Annotated in this window: 17 protein-coding genes; 1 reads left to right on the top strand and 16 read right to left on the bottom strand. The window is 72.2% G+C overall.

The features are described 5' to 3' along the window. Positions 1-136 precede the first annotated feature (136 nt). From ACFC09_RS15515 to ACFC09_RS15475, 9 genes are all read right to left on the bottom strand, one after another. Positions 137-406, bottom strand: coding sequence for a hypothetical protein (locus ACFC09_RS15515; protein WP_376527826.1), 270 nt, complete (start codon positions 404-406; stop codon positions 137-139). Between the two features lie 89 nt (positions 407-495). After that, entirely contained in the window at positions 496-2,142 is a 1,647-nt protein-coding gene (locus ACFC09_RS15510; protein WP_376527823.1) for a hypothetical protein, read from the bottom strand. A gap of 45 nt (positions 2,143-2,187) precedes the next feature. Beyond that, entirely contained in the window at positions 2,188-2,613 is a 426-nt protein-coding gene (locus tag ACFC09_RS15505; protein ID WP_376527821.1) for a hypothetical protein, read from the bottom strand. Positions 2,614-2,701: 88 nt separating this feature from the next. After that, a complete protein-coding gene (locus tag ACFC09_RS15500) occupies positions 2,702-3,484 on the bottom strand; it encodes a methyltransferase (protein ID WP_376527819.1) in 783 nt (260 codons plus the stop codon). After that, positions 3,456-4,868: an asparagine synthetase B family protein gene (locus tag ACFC09_RS15495; protein WP_376527817.1), complete on the bottom strand. Its 1,413-nt coding sequence runs from the start codon at positions 4,866-4,868 to the stop codon at positions 3,456-3,458. The genes ACFC09_RS15500 and ACFC09_RS15495 overlap by 29 nt, the downstream gene beginning before the upstream one ends. 2 nt (positions 4,869-4,870) lie before the next feature. Further along, positions 4,871-7,285: a DNA (cytosine-5-)-methyltransferase gene (gene dcm / locus ACFC09_RS15490; protein ID WP_376527815.1), complete on the bottom strand. Its 2,415-nt coding sequence runs from the start codon at positions 7,283-7,285 to the stop codon at positions 4,871-4,873. A gap of 37 nt (positions 7,286-7,322) precedes the next feature. Then, a complete protein-coding gene (locus ACFC09_RS15485) occupies positions 7,323-8,120 on the bottom strand; it encodes a hypothetical protein (RefSeq protein WP_376527813.1) in 798 nt (265 codons plus the stop codon). A gap of 43 nt (positions 8,121-8,163) precedes the next feature. Next, the gene (locus ACFC09_RS15480; RefSeq protein WP_376527810.1) at positions 8,164-8,760 is read right to left on the bottom strand and encodes a hypothetical protein; all 597 of its coding nucleotides are present in this window, start codon (positions 8,758-8,760) and stop codon (positions 8,164-8,166) included. A gap of 297 nt (positions 8,761-9,057) precedes the next feature. Then, the gene (locus ACFC09_RS15475) at positions 9,058-9,924 is read right to left on the bottom strand and encodes a hypothetical protein (protein ID WP_376527808.1); all 867 of its coding nucleotides are present in this window, start codon (positions 9,922-9,924) and stop codon (positions 9,058-9,060) included. 204 nt (positions 9,925-10,128) lie between these two features. On the opposite strand from ACFC09_RS15475, the gene ACFC09_RS15470 reads away from it, so the two are divergent. Continuing rightward, entirely contained in the window at positions 10,129-10,305 is a 177-nt protein-coding gene (locus tag ACFC09_RS15470) for a hypothetical protein (RefSeq protein WP_376527806.1), read from the top strand. A gap of 70 nt (positions 10,306-10,375) precedes the next feature. Here ACFC09_RS15470 and ACFC09_RS15465 read toward each other — a convergent pair whose 3' ends face one another. The 7 genes from ACFC09_RS15465 to ACFC09_RS15435 all read right to left on the bottom strand — a co-directional run bounded on the left by ACFC09_RS15465 (position 10,376) and on the right by ACFC09_RS15435 (position 14,811). After that, positions 10,376-11,068, bottom strand: coding sequence for a nuclease-related domain-containing protein (locus ACFC09_RS15465; RefSeq protein ID WP_376527803.1), 693 nt, complete (start codon positions 11,066-11,068; stop codon positions 10,376-10,378). 59 nt (positions 11,069-11,127) lie between these two features. Then, complete coding sequence (locus ACFC09_RS15460) at positions 11,128-12,363, bottom strand: DUF6884 domain-containing protein (RefSeq protein ID WP_376527801.1); 1,236 nt, start codon at positions 12,361-12,363, stop codon at positions 11,128-11,130. A gap of 258 nt (positions 12,364-12,621) precedes the next feature. Further along, positions 12,622-12,828 (bottom strand): hypothetical protein, encoded by a 207-nt coding sequence (locus tag ACFC09_RS15455; protein ID WP_376527799.1) that lies wholly within the window; start codon positions 12,826-12,828, stop codon positions 12,622-12,624. Between the two features lie 3 nt (positions 12,829-12,831). Further along, complete coding sequence (locus ACFC09_RS15450) at positions 12,832-13,071, bottom strand: hypothetical protein (protein ID WP_376527797.1); 240 nt, start codon at positions 13,069-13,071, stop codon at positions 12,832-12,834. Between the two features lie 65 nt (positions 13,072-13,136). Beyond that, positions 13,137-13,862, bottom strand: a complete 726-nt coding sequence (locus tag ACFC09_RS15445) for a PP2C family protein-serine/threonine phosphatase (RefSeq protein ID WP_376527795.1) — start codon at positions 13,860-13,862, stop codon at positions 13,137-13,139. 105 nt (positions 13,863-13,967) lie between these two features. Further along, complete coding sequence (locus ACFC09_RS15440; protein WP_376527793.1) at positions 13,968-14,471, bottom strand: hypothetical protein; 504 nt, start codon at positions 14,469-14,471, stop codon at positions 13,968-13,970. A 67-nt stretch (positions 14,472-14,538) separates the two neighbouring features. After that, positions 14,539-14,811, bottom strand: a complete 273-nt coding sequence (locus ACFC09_RS15435) for a hypothetical protein (RefSeq protein ID WP_376527790.1) — start codon at positions 14,809-14,811, stop codon at positions 14,539-14,541. Positions 14,812-14,922: the final 111 nt, after the last annotated feature.

Here is a 14,922-nt window from a genome sequence, read left to right as displayed (position 1 = left end):
TCAACGGCCGAATTTAGCGCGTAGTAATTCTGATCAATTCCGTGAGCGAATTCCCGATGAATAGCGGCAGGACGCCCGGCACGAGGGTCCAGCGGTTATACCGATGCAGCGCACGGGCGGCGTGGGATTACGCGCCCTACTGGCCGCCATCGCCCTGCCAACCGGGACCCCGGCCGGACGTGCGGGCGCTACCGGGTACCGGCGTCCCTGTCGTGTCCTCGTGCGCCAGCTCAACGGCAGCAGCGCGGCGGGCACGCCACTTCTCGTAGAGCAGGGTGCCGGCCACGCTCGCGCTGCCGATGGTGACGCCGATGATGACGCCCTGCCCGGTGTAGAAGCACCGCAGCCCGACGGGGCCGCCGCGCTTGGCGGCTTCCTTGCTGAGTTCCGCGTAGGCCCACGCCATGGCCCTACCTCCGTTCGTGTCGCTCGCTCGGGACGGCTCGATGATCGCAGGACGCCACCACGCAGGTGGGGCGAATCACGGCTTCACCGTCATCGGGCGCGGGAGGCGCCCCCACCGCCGATGGTGCGCCCGTACCGGGAGGCCGCCCGGGGCGCGCCCTGACCGCCGGCCTGGCCGCGCCGGGCCGGAGAGTGAACCGCGGATGCCTTCATCCACTCCGCGCTGAACGCCATGACCACCGCGTCCCCCTTGTCAGGGGAGCGGCCCATACGCTTGACCAACTCCTCCTTCGGCTCCACGCGGATCTTGGGCGGGACGCCAGTGGTGGTGTCCCACGTCGGGGCGGTGAGGTCGGCCACCAGGACGTCATCCGGCGGCAACATGATCTCCGAGCCGTGCGCGGGGTCCAGAAGCTCCCGCATCCGCCAGTACGCGGCAGAGCGGACGTTGATGAACCCCCACTCCCCGTCACGGGTGCGGCCGTTCGTCTTGGCCGCGCCCGTGTAGGCGAGGACCGGGACGCCGAGCTCCCGGAGGCGGTCCACGACGCCTCCTCCAACACCCATGGAGTCGACCACGGGCAGGATCTCGCCCGTGTCTCCCACGGCCGCCTGGACGCGTGCGGTGGTGCGCATGGTGTCTTCCCGGTCGTGGGTCTCCAGGCCGGTGATGACGGTTCCCCATCGGTGGGCCAGGACGGTGGAGTCCCCGCCGGCCCGGGCGACGTCCACGCCGGTGAACCGCCGGCCTTCCAGCGGTGGGCGCCCGGCCTGGTCCCAGTCGTGCCACCGCTCAATGGCGGCCTCCACCCACGCGAGGGGGATCACGGCGTCCTCATCGCTCGCGTGGAACTCCCCCTCCACACGGTTGGCGTACATCGCACTGTCGCGGCCCCACTGGCGGGCGCGCTGCTCCGCCCACTCCCGGGAGATCCGCCCCGCGGCAATGGCCTCAGCAAGGGTGACGTGCCGAACGTGCCAGTCCTCCAGCCCGGGGGCACGCCGGTGGATGTCGTAGAACCGGCCGGCGGGCGGCCCAGGCGTGCTGATGGCGAACGCGAATGCCTCCGGGAGCTGCCCAGGCGGACCGTCGGTACGGCCGCCGGAGAACGCGCCTTCGATGGCGTCCCAGGTGCCGTCCGGGACGATCTTGGCCTCATCGATGAGGTAGAGGAGGGAGTCCGCGTGAGCGCCCTCGATGAGCTCCGGCTTATGGGACGCCACCGGAGTGGCGGCGCCGTGCTCCAGCTTCAGGTTCAACGCCAGGAGCTCCGCGCGCTCGGAGTACGGAGGCCGGCCGAGGACGTCCCACCGGATGCGCTTCGCCCACTTGTGCACCTCGGGCACCAGGAACGATTGGAGATGCCTCCACGCGGAGGCGGTCATGATGACCTTCCAGTCAATCCCGGCCGCGTCCCTGGTCGAAGCGAACCACAACGTCACGATCGCGGCTTGCGCCGTCTTCCCTAGCCCGTGAGGGCCGCGTACGGCTACGCGCCGCTTCACCGGGAGCGCGGAGAGGATGTCCTCCTGGTAAGCAGTGAGTCCCTGGCCGGGCTCCCACGCGATGACGTCCCGCGCCCACCCGGCCGGGTCGTACATGTAGCGCAGGACGCGCCTGGACTCCTTCCGGGCGCGCCCTCGCTGTACCTGGTCCCGTACCGCGCGGAGGGTGACGATGTCCCCCGCGCGCACGAGCTCACGGATCTGCTGCTCAATGTCAGCCGGTGCGCTCACCACGTCCCCCGTGTCCGAGCCGTCCCCAGTTCTCGTTTTCGCAGGTCACGGCGTGTCCCCTGCCCCGCCTCCGGCCTCCCCCAGGAGCGCGAGGATCTCGTCCCCGAGGCGCTGCGCCTCCAGGTTCACCCGGGTCGGTGCCTCCGTGCCCTGGAAACGGGCCTCTTGCCGGATGCACTCAAGGACCACACGAGCGGCCTTGGGGTCCTTGTCCTGGATCGCGGCCGGCCAGAACGCGGCCTGTAGCCGGTTGACCTTCGCCAGGCCGATGGCGCGGAGCTCGTCCACGCTCTGGTCCTGCTCGCGAAGGTTGGCCTTGAGGGCCTCGTTCACGGCGGTGCATGCGGCGCCGGCCGAGCGGTAGCCGACGCGTTCCGCGATCGTCGCCCAGTCCACCCCGGCGACGCGGAGTTGTGTGGCCTGCGCCCTCTTCTTTGCCGCGGTGGCGCGTTGCGCTTTCGATGCGCCCATGAGGCCCCCTCACTTTCCAGAGTCTTATGGGTTCCAGGGACGGACGCGCCGGGTGGGCCTGCCGGGGCGTCGTACGGGGTGCGTGGGGTCAGAGGCCGGTGGGGGTGGCGAACGCGCCGAGGACGAGCCAGGAGTGCCAGCGGAAGAGGACTTCCGGGCAGCACCAGCCGGCGTCTTGGACGACCTGGACGAGGGTGGGCTCCGGGTGCGGCTGGAGGACGCCACGGAGCGCCCTTGCCTTCGCGCGGATCGCGGAGTCCGTGATGCCGTGCTGGGCCTTCCAGTCGTGGGAGGCGTCGTATGCGATCTCCGCCCAGCGGGAGTCCGGCGGCCTCACCTTCTCGGCGACGATGAGGGCGCCGGTGGCGGATGCTCCCTGGCGGGCGTGGTGTAGAGCGGTCACGCGGTCGGGGACGGAGAGGAACTGGAGGGTGAAGAGGGCCAGGGTGAGATCCGCGCCCTCATGCGGGTTGACGGGCTGCCGAATGTCGCTGTCGTCGTACTCGGTGGTGAGGTTGGAGAGGCTGGCGAGGAGTTCCGCGGCCCGGGTGAGCATGGCGGGCTCTGTGTCGTAGAGGCGGGCGCGGAGGGCGCGGGCGGGGTGGCGGGTGGCGATGCGGTGGATGGTTGTCCCGGTGGAGGCGCCGAGGTCCACGACGAGGCCGCCGTCCGGGAGGAGCCAGTCCGATGCCTCCGCCACGAGGTCCTGGATGGCGTCGTAGAACGGGACGGAGGCGCGGACGTGCTCGGGGAATACCGCGGCGACGTCGGGGGTGAACTGCCATCCGCCGGTGGTGAAGCGTTCGGCGATGTCCGGGCCCTCGGTGGCAGGTGTGGTGCGGTCAGCCGTAGAGGCGGGAGTGTTCAGCACGGTAGTACCTCATGGGAGTGGGGAGGGCGTGGGTGATCGCCGGTTTGAGGCCGAGGCCGTCCTGAAAGGCGACCTTGCCGCGGCGGATGACGGAGGCGGGGAGGGCGTCGGCGTAGGCGGCTTGGAGGACGGCTTTGCGGCCGGCGGGGGTGTCGGCGTCCCGGACGACGTCCATGGGCATGGAGAGCGCCAGGCGGACTAGGTCGGGGTCGAGGAAGGGGAGGCGGCCCTCCACGCTGTGGGCCATGAAGGCTTTGTTGACGCGGGGGAAGTTGCGTACGGCCTGCGCGGCGATGAGGTCGCGGCGGTACCCGTACCAGCCGTGCTCCGCGATGCCGCGGTAGGCGAACCCGTAGGACGCCCAGAGTTCGTCCGAGCCCTCACCGGAGTACGTGACCTTGAAGCCGTCCGCGTGGATGGCGGCCGCGAGGGCGAGGCATGGCCAGGTGATCTCCACCTGTGCTTTGTAGGGCTGCTCGATCACCGCCAGGGCGTGGGTGAGGTCGTCCGCGGTGGGCGGCTTCACCGGCACCTCCACCAGGGTCACGCCGAGCCTGTCTGCGGTCTCCCGCGCACACCGGAGGTCCGTCGAGCGCGGGTCGAGGCGGGCGGTGTAGCAGGTGAGGCCGGGGCGGTGGCGGGCCAACTCGTGGACGATGGCGGCGGAGTCGATGCCGCCGGAGAGGAGCGCGCACACGGGGACGTCGGCCACCAGGCGCCGGTACACCGAACGGGCCAGGGCCCGGCGGAGGGCGGGAGCTGCGGTCTCGCGGGTGAGCTCGGGGGCCGGGGCGGCGGTGAGCCGGTGGTAGACGTGCCGGCGGATGCTCCCGGCCGGGGTGAGCTCCCACCACTCGCCGGGCTCCACGTCGACCACGGCTTTCCCGCAGCGCCGGCCGAGTGCGCGGAATGCTTTGAGTTCGGAGGCGACGAGGAGCGGGGCGCCGCGGTGGACGTGGAGGGGGATCTCACCGTGGCGGTCCCGGGCGACGTGGAGCACCCCGGGGCGGCGGGCGTCGGTCCAGACGAGGCCGTACATGCCGTCCAGTGCTGGGAGTGCTTGCTCGGGGCCGAGCACGTTGAGGGCTGCGGCCACCACCTCCGTGTCCCCCGTGGTGGACCAGGCCCGGGTGGGGTCGGCGACCTCCACGAGGTCCACCACGTCATTGGCGTTGAAGAGTTCGCCGTTGTAGACCAGCGTGACCGGGCCGTCCCGGTACGGCTGATCGGAGCGGGCCCCCGGGTCCTGGATCGCCAGGCGGGTGTGGCCGAGGGTGACGCCGTCCTCCTGGACGACAGCGGCGGCGTCCGGGCCCCGGTGGTGGAGGGCGGTCACCGCGGCGGTCAGGTCGAGGGGGCCGGCGGCCGCGATGATCCCGCACACGGTCAGATCACCCCGCGTTCGCGGAGCGGGATAAGGACCTGGTCCCGTACGGCGGCCGCGATGTGGCTCATCATCACCGGGGGGACGGCCCGGCCGATGCGCTCCCACCGCTGCTCATACGTGCCGGTGAGCTCGAAATCCGGGGGGAACCCGCCGATGGCGCGGAGCTCGCCGAGGGTGAGTTTCCGGGCCTCGGCGTAGTGGGTGACGGATGCCTTCGTGACGTTCCCGCCCTCCGCGGTGATGGTCTGGGACGGCCGGTCCGGGTGGTTTCTCTTGAGGCTGAAGAACCGTTCCGAGCTCCCGCCGGGCGGGGTCTCTCGCCATGCCTCGCCGATGGCGTACCGACTGATGGTGATGTCCTTCCCCGTCTCCGGGTCGTGGGTGACCCCTCCGTCCGGGGCCGGGTCATGGACCTGGAAGTGGCGGGAGTTCATGCCGCCTACGCCCACGGTGATCGCCGGGCTCGGCTTGTCGGTGACGTCACCCTGGCCGCGCTCTCCGCTGGTGTCGTGCACGAGGCGCGGCATGGCGGGAAGGGCGTCGCGGACGGTGTACTGGTACGGGAGCGGCTGAGGGAACGCCGGCGCCATGTCCAGGTCCTCGCGGACGCCCACGAAGATCAGCCGTTGCCGGGACTGCGGGACGCCGAGGCGGGAGGCGTCCAGGAGGCGGGCCTCCACCCGGTAGCCGGGGGCCTTGAGCGCGGCGAGGATCTCCAGGAAATAGCCCTTCGCGGTGCCCTTGACCAGGCCGGACACATTCTCCGCGACGAACGTGCGCGGCTGGAGCTCCTTGAGGATCCGCGTGTATTCGAAGAACAGGTCATCCACCCTCTGGCGGGTGTCTGAGTACGCCTTGACCTGGCCCCAACCGGCCTCGCGCTTGCCCATCGTGGAGAACGCGGCACAGTTGTGGACCACGACGCCCCACGCCGTGAAGCTATGGTCATCGGCCACGGTGAGGTCGTAGACGGTCTCCGGCTCGCCCGGCTTGAAGGGGTGGCGGACCTTGACCCACCGGTGGGTGCCGTCCGTCTCGCTGTAGCGGCCGTCATCCGGGGCGAGACGCACGGAGTAGGCGTCCCGCTGGTTGATGGTGCGGCCTTCGATGCTGCCCGTTGCGGGGCGTGAGCGGCGGGCCAGGGACGTGGTGTAGCCGAGGCTCGTGCCGAGGAGCCGGATGCCCACGGCCAGGCACGTGCTTACGGAGGATGCCGTCCAGGTGCCGGTGTCGGTGAGGTGGCCGTGTGCGGAGAGGTAGCCGTCCAGGAGAGCGTGACGGGCCTCGGCGGGGGTGGAGAGGAGCCACGCGGGGATGGTCTTTCCCGCGGCTCCGGAGCCGAAGTGCTCACGGAGCCAAGGCGCGAGCTCGGCGCTACTGGTGGAGAACCGGACCGCCGTCCGCATGGTGGTCGAGCTCCACCGGAGGCCGGTGTCCGCCAACTTGCTTTCCAGGCCGGGCGCTTCGTCGTGGGAGCAGCAGATGATCACCTCCGCCCGCGGCTTGCGGCGGAGCTTGCGCCCGTACGCCTTCCGGCACCGCTCCGAGCAGTAGGCCGTCCATAGGTTCTCGTGGCGCGCGGACCTCGCGGAGGGGGCGCCGCATGAGACGCAGTCCCGGGGTGTGCGGGACGGGAGAGGGCGCTCGCGGGCGGGGCCGTCCTCGGCCTCCTCCAAGCGGAGCCAGCCGTCACCGAGCCAGCGGCCGACCATCCACCAGAACGGGGCTCCAGCCGCCGCGTGCGAGGGCAACGGGGGTGCCTCCGGGGTGGAGGGGACGGCGGCCGGGAGTGCGACGTACCAGCCGCCGCGCCGGGCCTTCGTGGTCTGCTCCGGGCCGAGCTCCCCAGCGGGGGTCCACTCGGGTGCGCCGAGGGCTCGGCGGTAGTTCCGGCTCGCCTGGTCCAGGCGGTAGGTCTGGCGGCGTGCCCAGAACGGGTGATCGGGAGTGGCCGCCGCCCACGTCGTCCTGCTCACCAGTGCGGTTCGGCTCATGGTGTGGGTTACCGGCCGCCACCGGTTCGCGTGCGTGAGGACCTGGTCCCCCACCTTCACCTCCTCGATGGGCACAAGGCCGCGGCTGGTGAGGACCGGGGTACCGGCGGGGAAGCAGGGCGGGGACCCGTCGTAGAGGTCGAGCTCCCCCACGTCCAGGCCGGTGGCGGCGCAGATGTCGGCGGCGGTCACCTCGCGGATGTCGCGGCCGTCGAGGACGGTGTACGGGGCGGCGTTCGCGCGGTAGGTGTCCTGCGCGGCCGGGATGAACTCGGAGGCCCAGAGCATCCGGAACCCGGCCATGCGGTCACCGAGGGAGCTACCGCCGCACCCGCTGAAGGTGGAGATGGCGTTGAAGCCGTTCCAGGGGACGGCGCGGATCTCCTCCATGGTGGGGACCCGGTACGGAGGTTTGGCCACGCCGGGCCTGGCCGCGGTGGTCCTCCGGGATGAGCGGCTAGGCACGTGGCCTCCACTTGTATCCGTAGATGTCAGGGACGGGACAGGGGCCGATCCACTCCAGGAAGGGTGCGGAGTCCAGGACAATGCGGTGGCGGGTACCGAAGCGGCCGATGCGGGCGCGGCAGTGAGTGAGCTGCGCGGCCAGCCGCTCCACCTCCTCCAGCTCGAACCCGTCCGTGGAGAGGCGGATGATCGGCTTCGTTCCCGCGCTACGCCGGTCCACGGCGAGCGTGCCGTCACCCAGGTACCAGTGGAGCGCCATGCGCGGGGTGACGCGGAGGTCCTGCGGGACCACCTTCCGCCGGTAGGCGGGGCGGGACGGGTCGTACCAGCGCCGGTAGAGCGGCAGGAGCGCCGTGTACCGGGGCGTACGGAGGGCCCAGCCCGTCCCGTTGAGTGACGTCGCGTAAGGCCCGTAGAGCTTCGACTCCATGCCCTGGAGCTGGTCGTCCAGCCACTCCAGGTAAGGCCGGTGACAGGTGCTGTGCATGTAGGACGCGCTCACGTACTGCCCGGCCTTCAGGCGCTTCGTGGAGTTGAGGTTGCCGTCCCCCAAGAGCTCACCCTCGATTACCTCAAGGGTGGTCGCGGGGAGTTCGTCCGTGCGTGACTGGCGCAGGGACGCGTTCTCGGACATGGGCCGGGAGGCCACGCCGTAACGGGCCTTCCAGCGACGGACCGTCTTCTCATCGCACCCGGCGGCCGTGGCGACGGATCGGATGGTGGCTCCCGGCTTTGAAAAGGCGTCAGTCAGCCACACGGGATCGGACACGTGTTCGGATCGCTTAGTCATGACGGGGATCGTACTTCGCACTTCGGACATTCCTGGACGGCCCCTAGCTGGGCTTTCCCGACCACTGAAACGCGCATTTCGGGCAGGTGTACTCCGTGGGAATGCCCTCGTCGTACGTCGGGAACTCCTCCTCTCCGGCGTCCAGCGGGGGGACGGCGTGGGCGAGTTGGCGGACCTCGGCTTCTGTGTAGCCGGTGCCTTCGTAGCCGTCCTCGTCGAGGTAGGAAAGGAGCTCGGCGAGGGCGTCCCGGTCCCAGTCGCCGACTTCTGATGCGCGGTTGTCCACGAGGTTGATCCGGCGGGCGGTGTCGTCGTCACAGATGACAACCTCGCACCGGGCGGAGGGGGTCCATGCCTCGCCGTGGCAGACGCCGCATGGCCGTTCCTCGCCCTGGTGGTTGGTGCGGTAGTCGCACGGGCCGGGGCCGTGGAGGGCGAGTGCCTGCATGGTGTGGTTGCCGGCGAGGACGACGAGCGGGCCGTCCGGCTGGACGTGACGGGTTACCAGGCCGCGGTACTGCCCGTTCCTCTTGAGGCTGGAGAGGATGAGCTCCACATCGCCGCGGCGGGCATTGCCGGGGAAGGGCTGGAGTTGGTCCAGGGGGATGGTGTCGGTGCGCACGTGTGTGGCGGGCGGCATGAGTGTTGCTCCTGGTCGCGGAGGGGTTCGGCGGCCCTGGAGGATAAGCGCCCGGAATGATCACTTTGACGGCTTGCCAGGGGCCCGCGCTGGTCGGGCCCCGTGGCGGGTCAGGCGGGTACGCCGTGCGCGCCTACCTGCTGCTGCCACCCACGGATGACCTCCTCCGTAGGTGAGTGGTCTCTTTCCAGACGCCGTCCTCGCGGAGCTCGCTGTTCTGCGTGAGTAGCCGTTCCGGGCGGCGTGCTCTCCAGCGGCCGTCCTTCCGGAAGCGGGAGGCGGGGAGCAGGGCGGTGCTCACGAGTCGACCCCGGCGGCCTTGAGGAGGGAGGCGATGGACACCGTGCCGTCCGGGGAGTGCCGGGAGTCGATCACGGCCACGAGGGCGCGCAGGGCGCGGAGCACGACCTCCGCGGGCTCCGCGTTCGGGAGGACGTCCCGCGCGGCCGCGATGAGCCGGGCCGTCTCGTCCCGGTCGGCCGCGGGGTAGGTGAGGGTCATGGAGGCGCGCCCGGGCGGCGGAGGCGGCCCGGTGTCCCCGCTGGTGGCGGGCGCGCTCGGGATGGCCGGCTCACCGGCCGTGGCGGCCGGGGCCGGGCTGGTGCCGGCGGGCACCTCCCCCTGCTCCTGGACCTCCGGCTCCGGCTCCTCCTCCGCCTCCTCCAGGTACTGCAAGAGGTCTTCCAGGTCGTCATCCGTGTAGCCGGTGCCGGCCAGGTCTCCGTCCATGGAGTCCAGGAGCTCCGCCAGGGCTTCATCGTCGTAGTCCCCCGCGTCACTGGTCCGGTTGTCGGCTAGGACGATGCGGCGGGCGGTGGCGTCATCGCAGCTGTAGACCGCGACCTGTGCGACGGGCTCCCACTCCTGCCCGTGGCAGAGGGCGCATGGGCGCTCCTCCTTCCCGACGCGGGTCACCAGGCCGCACGGGCCGGGGCCGTGGGCGGCCATGGCCTGGAGGGTGTGGTTACCGGCGAGGACGACCAGCGCCCCGTCCTCCTTTTCCCGCACCACCAGCGGGCGGTACTGCCCGTTCGCGGTCAGGGACCCCAGGATCATCCCGACGTCGCCGCGGCGGGGGTTGCCGGGGTAGCCGGAGAGGTCCCCGATGGGGTAGGTGTCCAGCCGCTTGAAGACGGCGCCGGTGGGCTCGGTGGTCGTGGTCACGGGTCACTCCTGGCGGTGCGGGGGTCAAGGGCCGCAGGAGGATAGGCGTCCGCCGTGATCACTTCCGGTGGCCTGGTCCCTCCCGTCACACCAGCCACGAAAACGCCGGTGCGGACCAGTTCGTGGTCAGTAGTGGTCGAATCTGGCTCTACGGGCCGAGAGGGTGAGGGGCCGCCCGGCCCCCGGTACGCGGAGGAGCGGGTCATGAGGGAGCGTCAGGAGCAGGACGGGCCGCCGGAGGACGCGGAGGAGCACTACGAGGAGTGCCCACACCGGGCGTCCCGGCGGGCGCAATGCCGGTGTGAGTCGATCAACGCGGAGGAGGAGGCGTACCGCGAGGAGCCGCCGGACATGTTCGCCCGGGAGTGGGGCTCCTACTAGGCCGGGGGGTGGCAGGGCCCGCCTGGGCTGGTGCGCTCCGGGCGGGCCCTGCGGAATGGTGGCGGCCGGGTCAGGGGTGGCGGTGGTGGCGGGTGTAAGCGGGGAGGTCGCGCTCCACCGCGGCGGCCAGGTCGGCGGCGCGCCGTTGGCCGGGGATGCGGGCCTGGCCGCGGAGGTGGGCGGTGAGGTGGTCCGCGGGGATGATGCGGAGCCCGCGGAACTCCAGCTTCGTGGCGGGTCGGCCGTGGGGGCCGAGGAGCGGGGCGCCGTCCATGACGACCAGGGGTGTGACGGGGACGCCGAGGATGCGGGAGACGGCGGCGGTCTCGCGGTGGAGGCCGTCCAGGCGGGCCGTGACGTCCCGGTCTCCGTGAAAGAGCCGGCCGCCGCGGACCTTGAGCGGGAAGCGGGCGGACCAGCGTTTGGAGTCGGGGAGGAACACGGCTCCAACCGGGGAGATAAGGAGATGGTCCACGTTCTCCCGGCGGCCGGGGATGGCCAGGTCGTGGAAGATCTTCCAGCCTTCCCGGGCGAGCGGGGCGACGCGGCGGGCGGTGCGGCGTTCGCCCGCGGCGCCGGCCTTGCTGTTCGCGGCCAGGGTGCCGGCGCGGGTGCGGATGCCGAGGGCGTCCGCGAGGAGGACCAGGGGGGTGCGGAGCGCGCGGGCGCGGGCCTCGGCGGAGGCGCCGGCGCCGGCGCGGGGGCGGCGGTGGCGCCACCACCAGGCGGCGGCGGCGATCAGGAGGACGGTGGTTAAGGTCACGTTCCGCTCCAGGGGGGTGGGCCCGGGCGCGTGGCCTGGGCCGGGTTGTTCGGGGTTGTTCAGGCGGCCAGGGCGTAGCGGCCCTCCCGGAGGGCCTTGAGCCGCTGGAGCTGGTAGCCCATGCCGCCGGCGCCTTCCAGCGGGGCCAGGGCGCTGGGCCAGGCGTGGCGGGCCGCCGCGGTGTAGGCGGAGCCGGCGAGGACGACTACCTCCGTGGCGCGGTCCAGGCCGAGGGCGCGGGCCTGCGCGCGGAGTTGGTCGCCGGTGACGGAGCCGGGCTGTCCCATGCGGAGCTCGTAGGGGGCCAGGACGCGGTCCAGGGGGACCAGGCCGTGGAGCGCGGAGAGGACCAGGACGGTGGTCCTGGGCCCTGCGAGGGCGTCCGCGGCCTTCCGACAGGCGCGGTGGAAGCTGCCGGTGTAGAGCTCTCCGGACGGGGCGGGCCGGTCCAGCTTCGCGGCGCCGCACGGGATGACGATCACGCGGGAGGTGCGCACCGCGGCGGGGGCGACGGCCGGGAGGGCGGGGCGCGGGAGCCGGGCGGCGGCCGGGTGGACGGCCCGCGCGGGGGTGGCCCGGGTGGCGGCGTGGTCGAGGTGGGCGGCCAGGGTCCAGCGGGTCCACTCCGGGTAGCGCGGGAGGCGGCGGCCGGCCGCGAGGGCGGCGGAGTAGGCGCGGACCATGGAGTCCTGGTTGATGTGGGCCACCGGGTTGATGGTCATGTGGTCCAGGGGCGTGCGGACCTCGCGGTCCGAGCCAGCGGGGCGCCACTTCACGCACACCGGGCCCACGGAGAGGATGACGCCGGAGTGGGCGTGGCGGACGCGCGGGCCGGGGCGGTGCTCGGGGAGGTAGGCGACGTGGACGCCGGGCTGGACGACGCCGGGGCCGGCGGTGACGCCCGGCTTTCCGTCCCACGTGATGCGGGCGGCGTCCGCGGCCTGGTTGGCGGCCTCGGCAGCGGCGTGCTCCAGGTGGCGGGCGAGGGACCACTCCGTCCACTCGGGGTAGGGGAGCGGGTTGCCGGCCTCCCGGGCGGCGAGTTCGGCGCGGGCGGCGGCACGGTTGTCGAGGTGGGAGGAGGCGTCAACGCGCATGTGGTCCAGGGGCGTGCGGACGTCCCGGTCCCACGCGTAGGGGCGCCACCGGACGCACTTCGGGCCCACGGAGATGATCACGCCGCCGCGGGCGTGGCGGGTGCGGGAGGTCGGCTGGTGCTGCGGCAGGTACTCGACGTGAACGCCCGACTTGACGACGCCCGGCCCGGCCACGATCCCCGGCACCTTGTCCCACATGATCCGCTCCGTTCCCGGGAGGCTTCGTGCCTGCCCTGCACCCCCATGATGGCAATGTGACTTTGCAAAGTCAACTTGCTTCGTGATCCCGGTACGCGCGGCGCGGGGACACGAGGGGACACGGACGGGGACGCCTGTCCCCCGGGCCGGGGACACGGCCGGGGACGGCGGGCGCGGAGCTGGAATTGCCACAGGCCAAGGGGCGGAGGACATGTCCCCGGTGGGGTGTCCTCCGCCCCTGACGGACGGTCTCGCTGGTCAGTCGGCGGCGGTGATCTCGTCCGGCTCGAATGAGGCGGGGAACTGGTCGGGGTCACCGTCCAGGACGACGCCGTAACTCGTTCCGGGCGCGATGGGGAGCCCGGTCACGGTGCCCTCCGTCCCGGCCGGGGCGGAGAACGCCCCGGGCCAGCCGGCGGAGAGGTCAATGAGGGTGCGGACGCGGTCTGCGATCTCGTGGGCCATGGGTCAGACCTCATCCACGGTGACGCCGGCGCGGACGTCCTGGACGTCCGCCGCGGCGCCCCAGGAGTAGCGGACGCGGACCTGGCCGTGGAAGAACTCCCCGGAGTCGTCGTCCCCCCACGGCGGGGAGGCGACGCCGAGATAGGTCACCGGGAGGTTGTGGTCCACCATGAGCTGGTCCCCCTCCTCCACGGCCGTCCCGTCGCTCGTCCGCTTGACCGTGTACTTCGGCTCACGGGCCATGGTGCTGCTCTCCTTCGGTGAGGTGGGGCGGCGGCCGTTCCGCCGCCCCGGGGTGTGGCGGGTGGTCAGTAGTGGATGCCGCGGTGGAGGTCCGCGACCAGGGCGGTGGCGTTGTCGGCGTCCTCACCCCAGCACTCCACGGCGGACTCCACGATGGTGAGGGCAACGTCCTCCAGCTCCCCGGGGAGGAAGTCGACCAGGGGAAGGAAGGACTCCTCCAGAGGCTCATACGCGCCGTCGCTCGCGAGGAAGAGGCGGCCCCACTTGTCCAGGTGGCGGGTGGTCTCCTCCACGGCGGGGTGGCCGTGCTCTGCCTTGAGCCGGTCGTCCGTGTCGTCCGCGCCGAGGCAGGACGTGAGGATGTTCGCCGGGCCGTACGGCGGGCGGGTGCGGCGGAGGTTGTGGTCCTCGGTGAGGCGGACGAAGGAGCCGCCGCTCCAGAGGTAGGCCCGGGCGTCGCCGCACCACGCCACGGTGAGCGGCTTCCCCGGGGCAGTGACGGCCACGACCGCCGCGGCGTGCGGGAGGTCGGTGAAGGGGTCCGCGGGGAGCTCCCGGCCGGTGTAGTGGGCGTAGGCGGCGCGGAGGCCGGCGCCCGCGTCCTGGTGGCGGGCGGCCAGGGCGGCCGTCCGGAGCGCGGCTCCGCGGGTCCAGTGCGCCACCTCGCGGCTCTTGCCCACGCCGTCCAGGAGGGCGTACGCGCGGACGCCCTTCGGGGCGGCGACCACGGCGGTGGCGTCGCACTGGCGGGGGCGGCCTCCGACGTGCGATGCGGTGGCGTAGTTGCGCATGGGTGGAGCTCCTCTGCTCACGTGCGGTGGTGGAGGGTAAGGGGCGGACCGCGCTGCTGGTGACGGCCCGGGCGGGGCCGCCGCGGTGGCGGCCCCGGGTCGGTGTCAGGCGGGGAACTCCACGCCGTCCGTCTCGGCGATGACGGCCAGGTCACCCGGGGTGGCGGTCGTGAGAACGGAAAGGAGGGCCAGGCGGGCCGTGAGGGTGAGGCGGACCCGGCCGCCCTCCTCGGTGACCAGGCGGTGGCCGTAGAGGTGGGAGGTGGCCGCCGGGGGGATCGTCTGGTGGCCGACCCGGATGACGGGGCGGCCGTCCAGCCGCGCCGGGAGGCCGGCGGCGCTGGCGTGGAGGTTGAGGAGGTGGCCGCGGACTGCGTCCGTGAGGGGCCCGGCCGGGGTCTGCGGGGTGAGAGAGATCGAACGCCCCTGCTCCACGGCCTCCCCGTCGACCAGGCGGAGCGCGGTCCAGGTGAGGACGGCGCCGCCTTCCGGGGTCGCGTCCACGGTGTGGCCGCGGCGGAAGGCGCGGCGGATGAGCTGGAGGGCGTGGGCCTCGGTGGCGTGACCCTGGCTAATACCTCCGGCGTGGATGAACGTCTCGGCAAACACGGTTCCTCCTGGCGTGGTGTGGGGGGGTGAGGCCGGGCGCCCGGGGTGGGGCGCCCGGCGGGGGTGCTCAGACCTCGCGGGTGGGGATGTTGGCGGCGTTGCAGTAGTGGGCGATGAGGGACTGCCCGGTGGCGGTGAATGCCTCCCGGGTGTTCAGGCCGCGCCGGATGTTGGCGCTGAAGGAGCGTCGGATGGCGTCCAGGACCTCGTCCGAGGTCATGCGCGTGCCCACGGTCTCCAGGTCGTGGCCCTCGTGGCCGCCAGCGGCGATCACCTTCGTGGCCAGGGCGGCGATGCCGGAGACGGCGTCCTCGGTGTTGCGGATCCGGATGGTGGTCATGGCGTGAATTCCCCTCTACCTCTTGGGCCGTTGGCCTCCCTGAACACTTTGATACTCACACATCCACTTTGTAAAGTCAACCCGTTTATCGCGTGGCGCGGCGGGCCGGAC

Origin of the sequence: Streptomyces sp. NPDC056161, assembly GCF_042268025.1 — a bacterium.
Taxonomy (GTDB): Bacteria; Actinomycetota; Actinomycetes; order Streptomycetales; family Streptomycetaceae; genus Streptomyces.
Note: the sequence above shows the minus strand (reverse complement) of the source record. Positions and strands in the feature narration are given on the sequence as shown.

Coding starts and splice junctions, on each gene's coding strand:
- ACFC09_RS15515 (WP_376527826.1), bottom strand. CDS start 406: ATGGCGTGGGCCTACGCGGAACTCAGCAAGGAAGCCGCCAAGCGCGGC.
- ACFC09_RS15505 (WP_376527821.1), bottom strand. CDS start 2,613: ATGGGCGCATCGAAAGCGCAACGCGCCACCGCGGCAAAGAAGAGGGCG.
- ACFC09_RS15485 (WP_376527813.1), bottom strand. CDS start 8,120: ATGACTAAGCGATCCGAACACGTGTCCGATCCCGTGTGGCTGACTGAC.
- ACFC09_RS15480 (WP_376527810.1), bottom strand. CDS start 8,760: ATGCCGCCCGCCACACACGTGCGCACCGACACCATCCCCCTGGACCAA.
- ACFC09_RS15470 (WP_376527806.1), top strand. CDS start 10,129: ATGAGGGAGCGTCAGGAGCAGGACGGGCCGCCGGAGGACGCGGAGGAG.
- ACFC09_RS15460 (WP_376527801.1), bottom strand. CDS start 12,363: ATGTGGGACAAGGTGCCGGGGATCGTGGCCGGGCCGGGCGTCGTCAAG.
- ACFC09_RS15455 (WP_376527799.1), bottom strand. CDS start 12,828: ATGGCCCACGAGATCGCAGACCGCGTCCGCACCCTCATTGACCTCTCC.
- ACFC09_RS15450 (WP_376527797.1), bottom strand. CDS start 13,071: ATGGCCCGTGAGCCGAAGTACACGGTCAAGCGGACGAGCGACGGGACG.
- ACFC09_RS15445 (WP_376527795.1), bottom strand. CDS start 13,862: ATGCGCAACTACGCCACCGCATCGCACGTCGGAGGCCGCCCCCGCCAG.
- ACFC09_RS15435 (WP_376527790.1), bottom strand. CDS start 14,811: ATGACCACCATCCGGATCCGCAACACCGAGGACGCCGTCTCCGGCATC.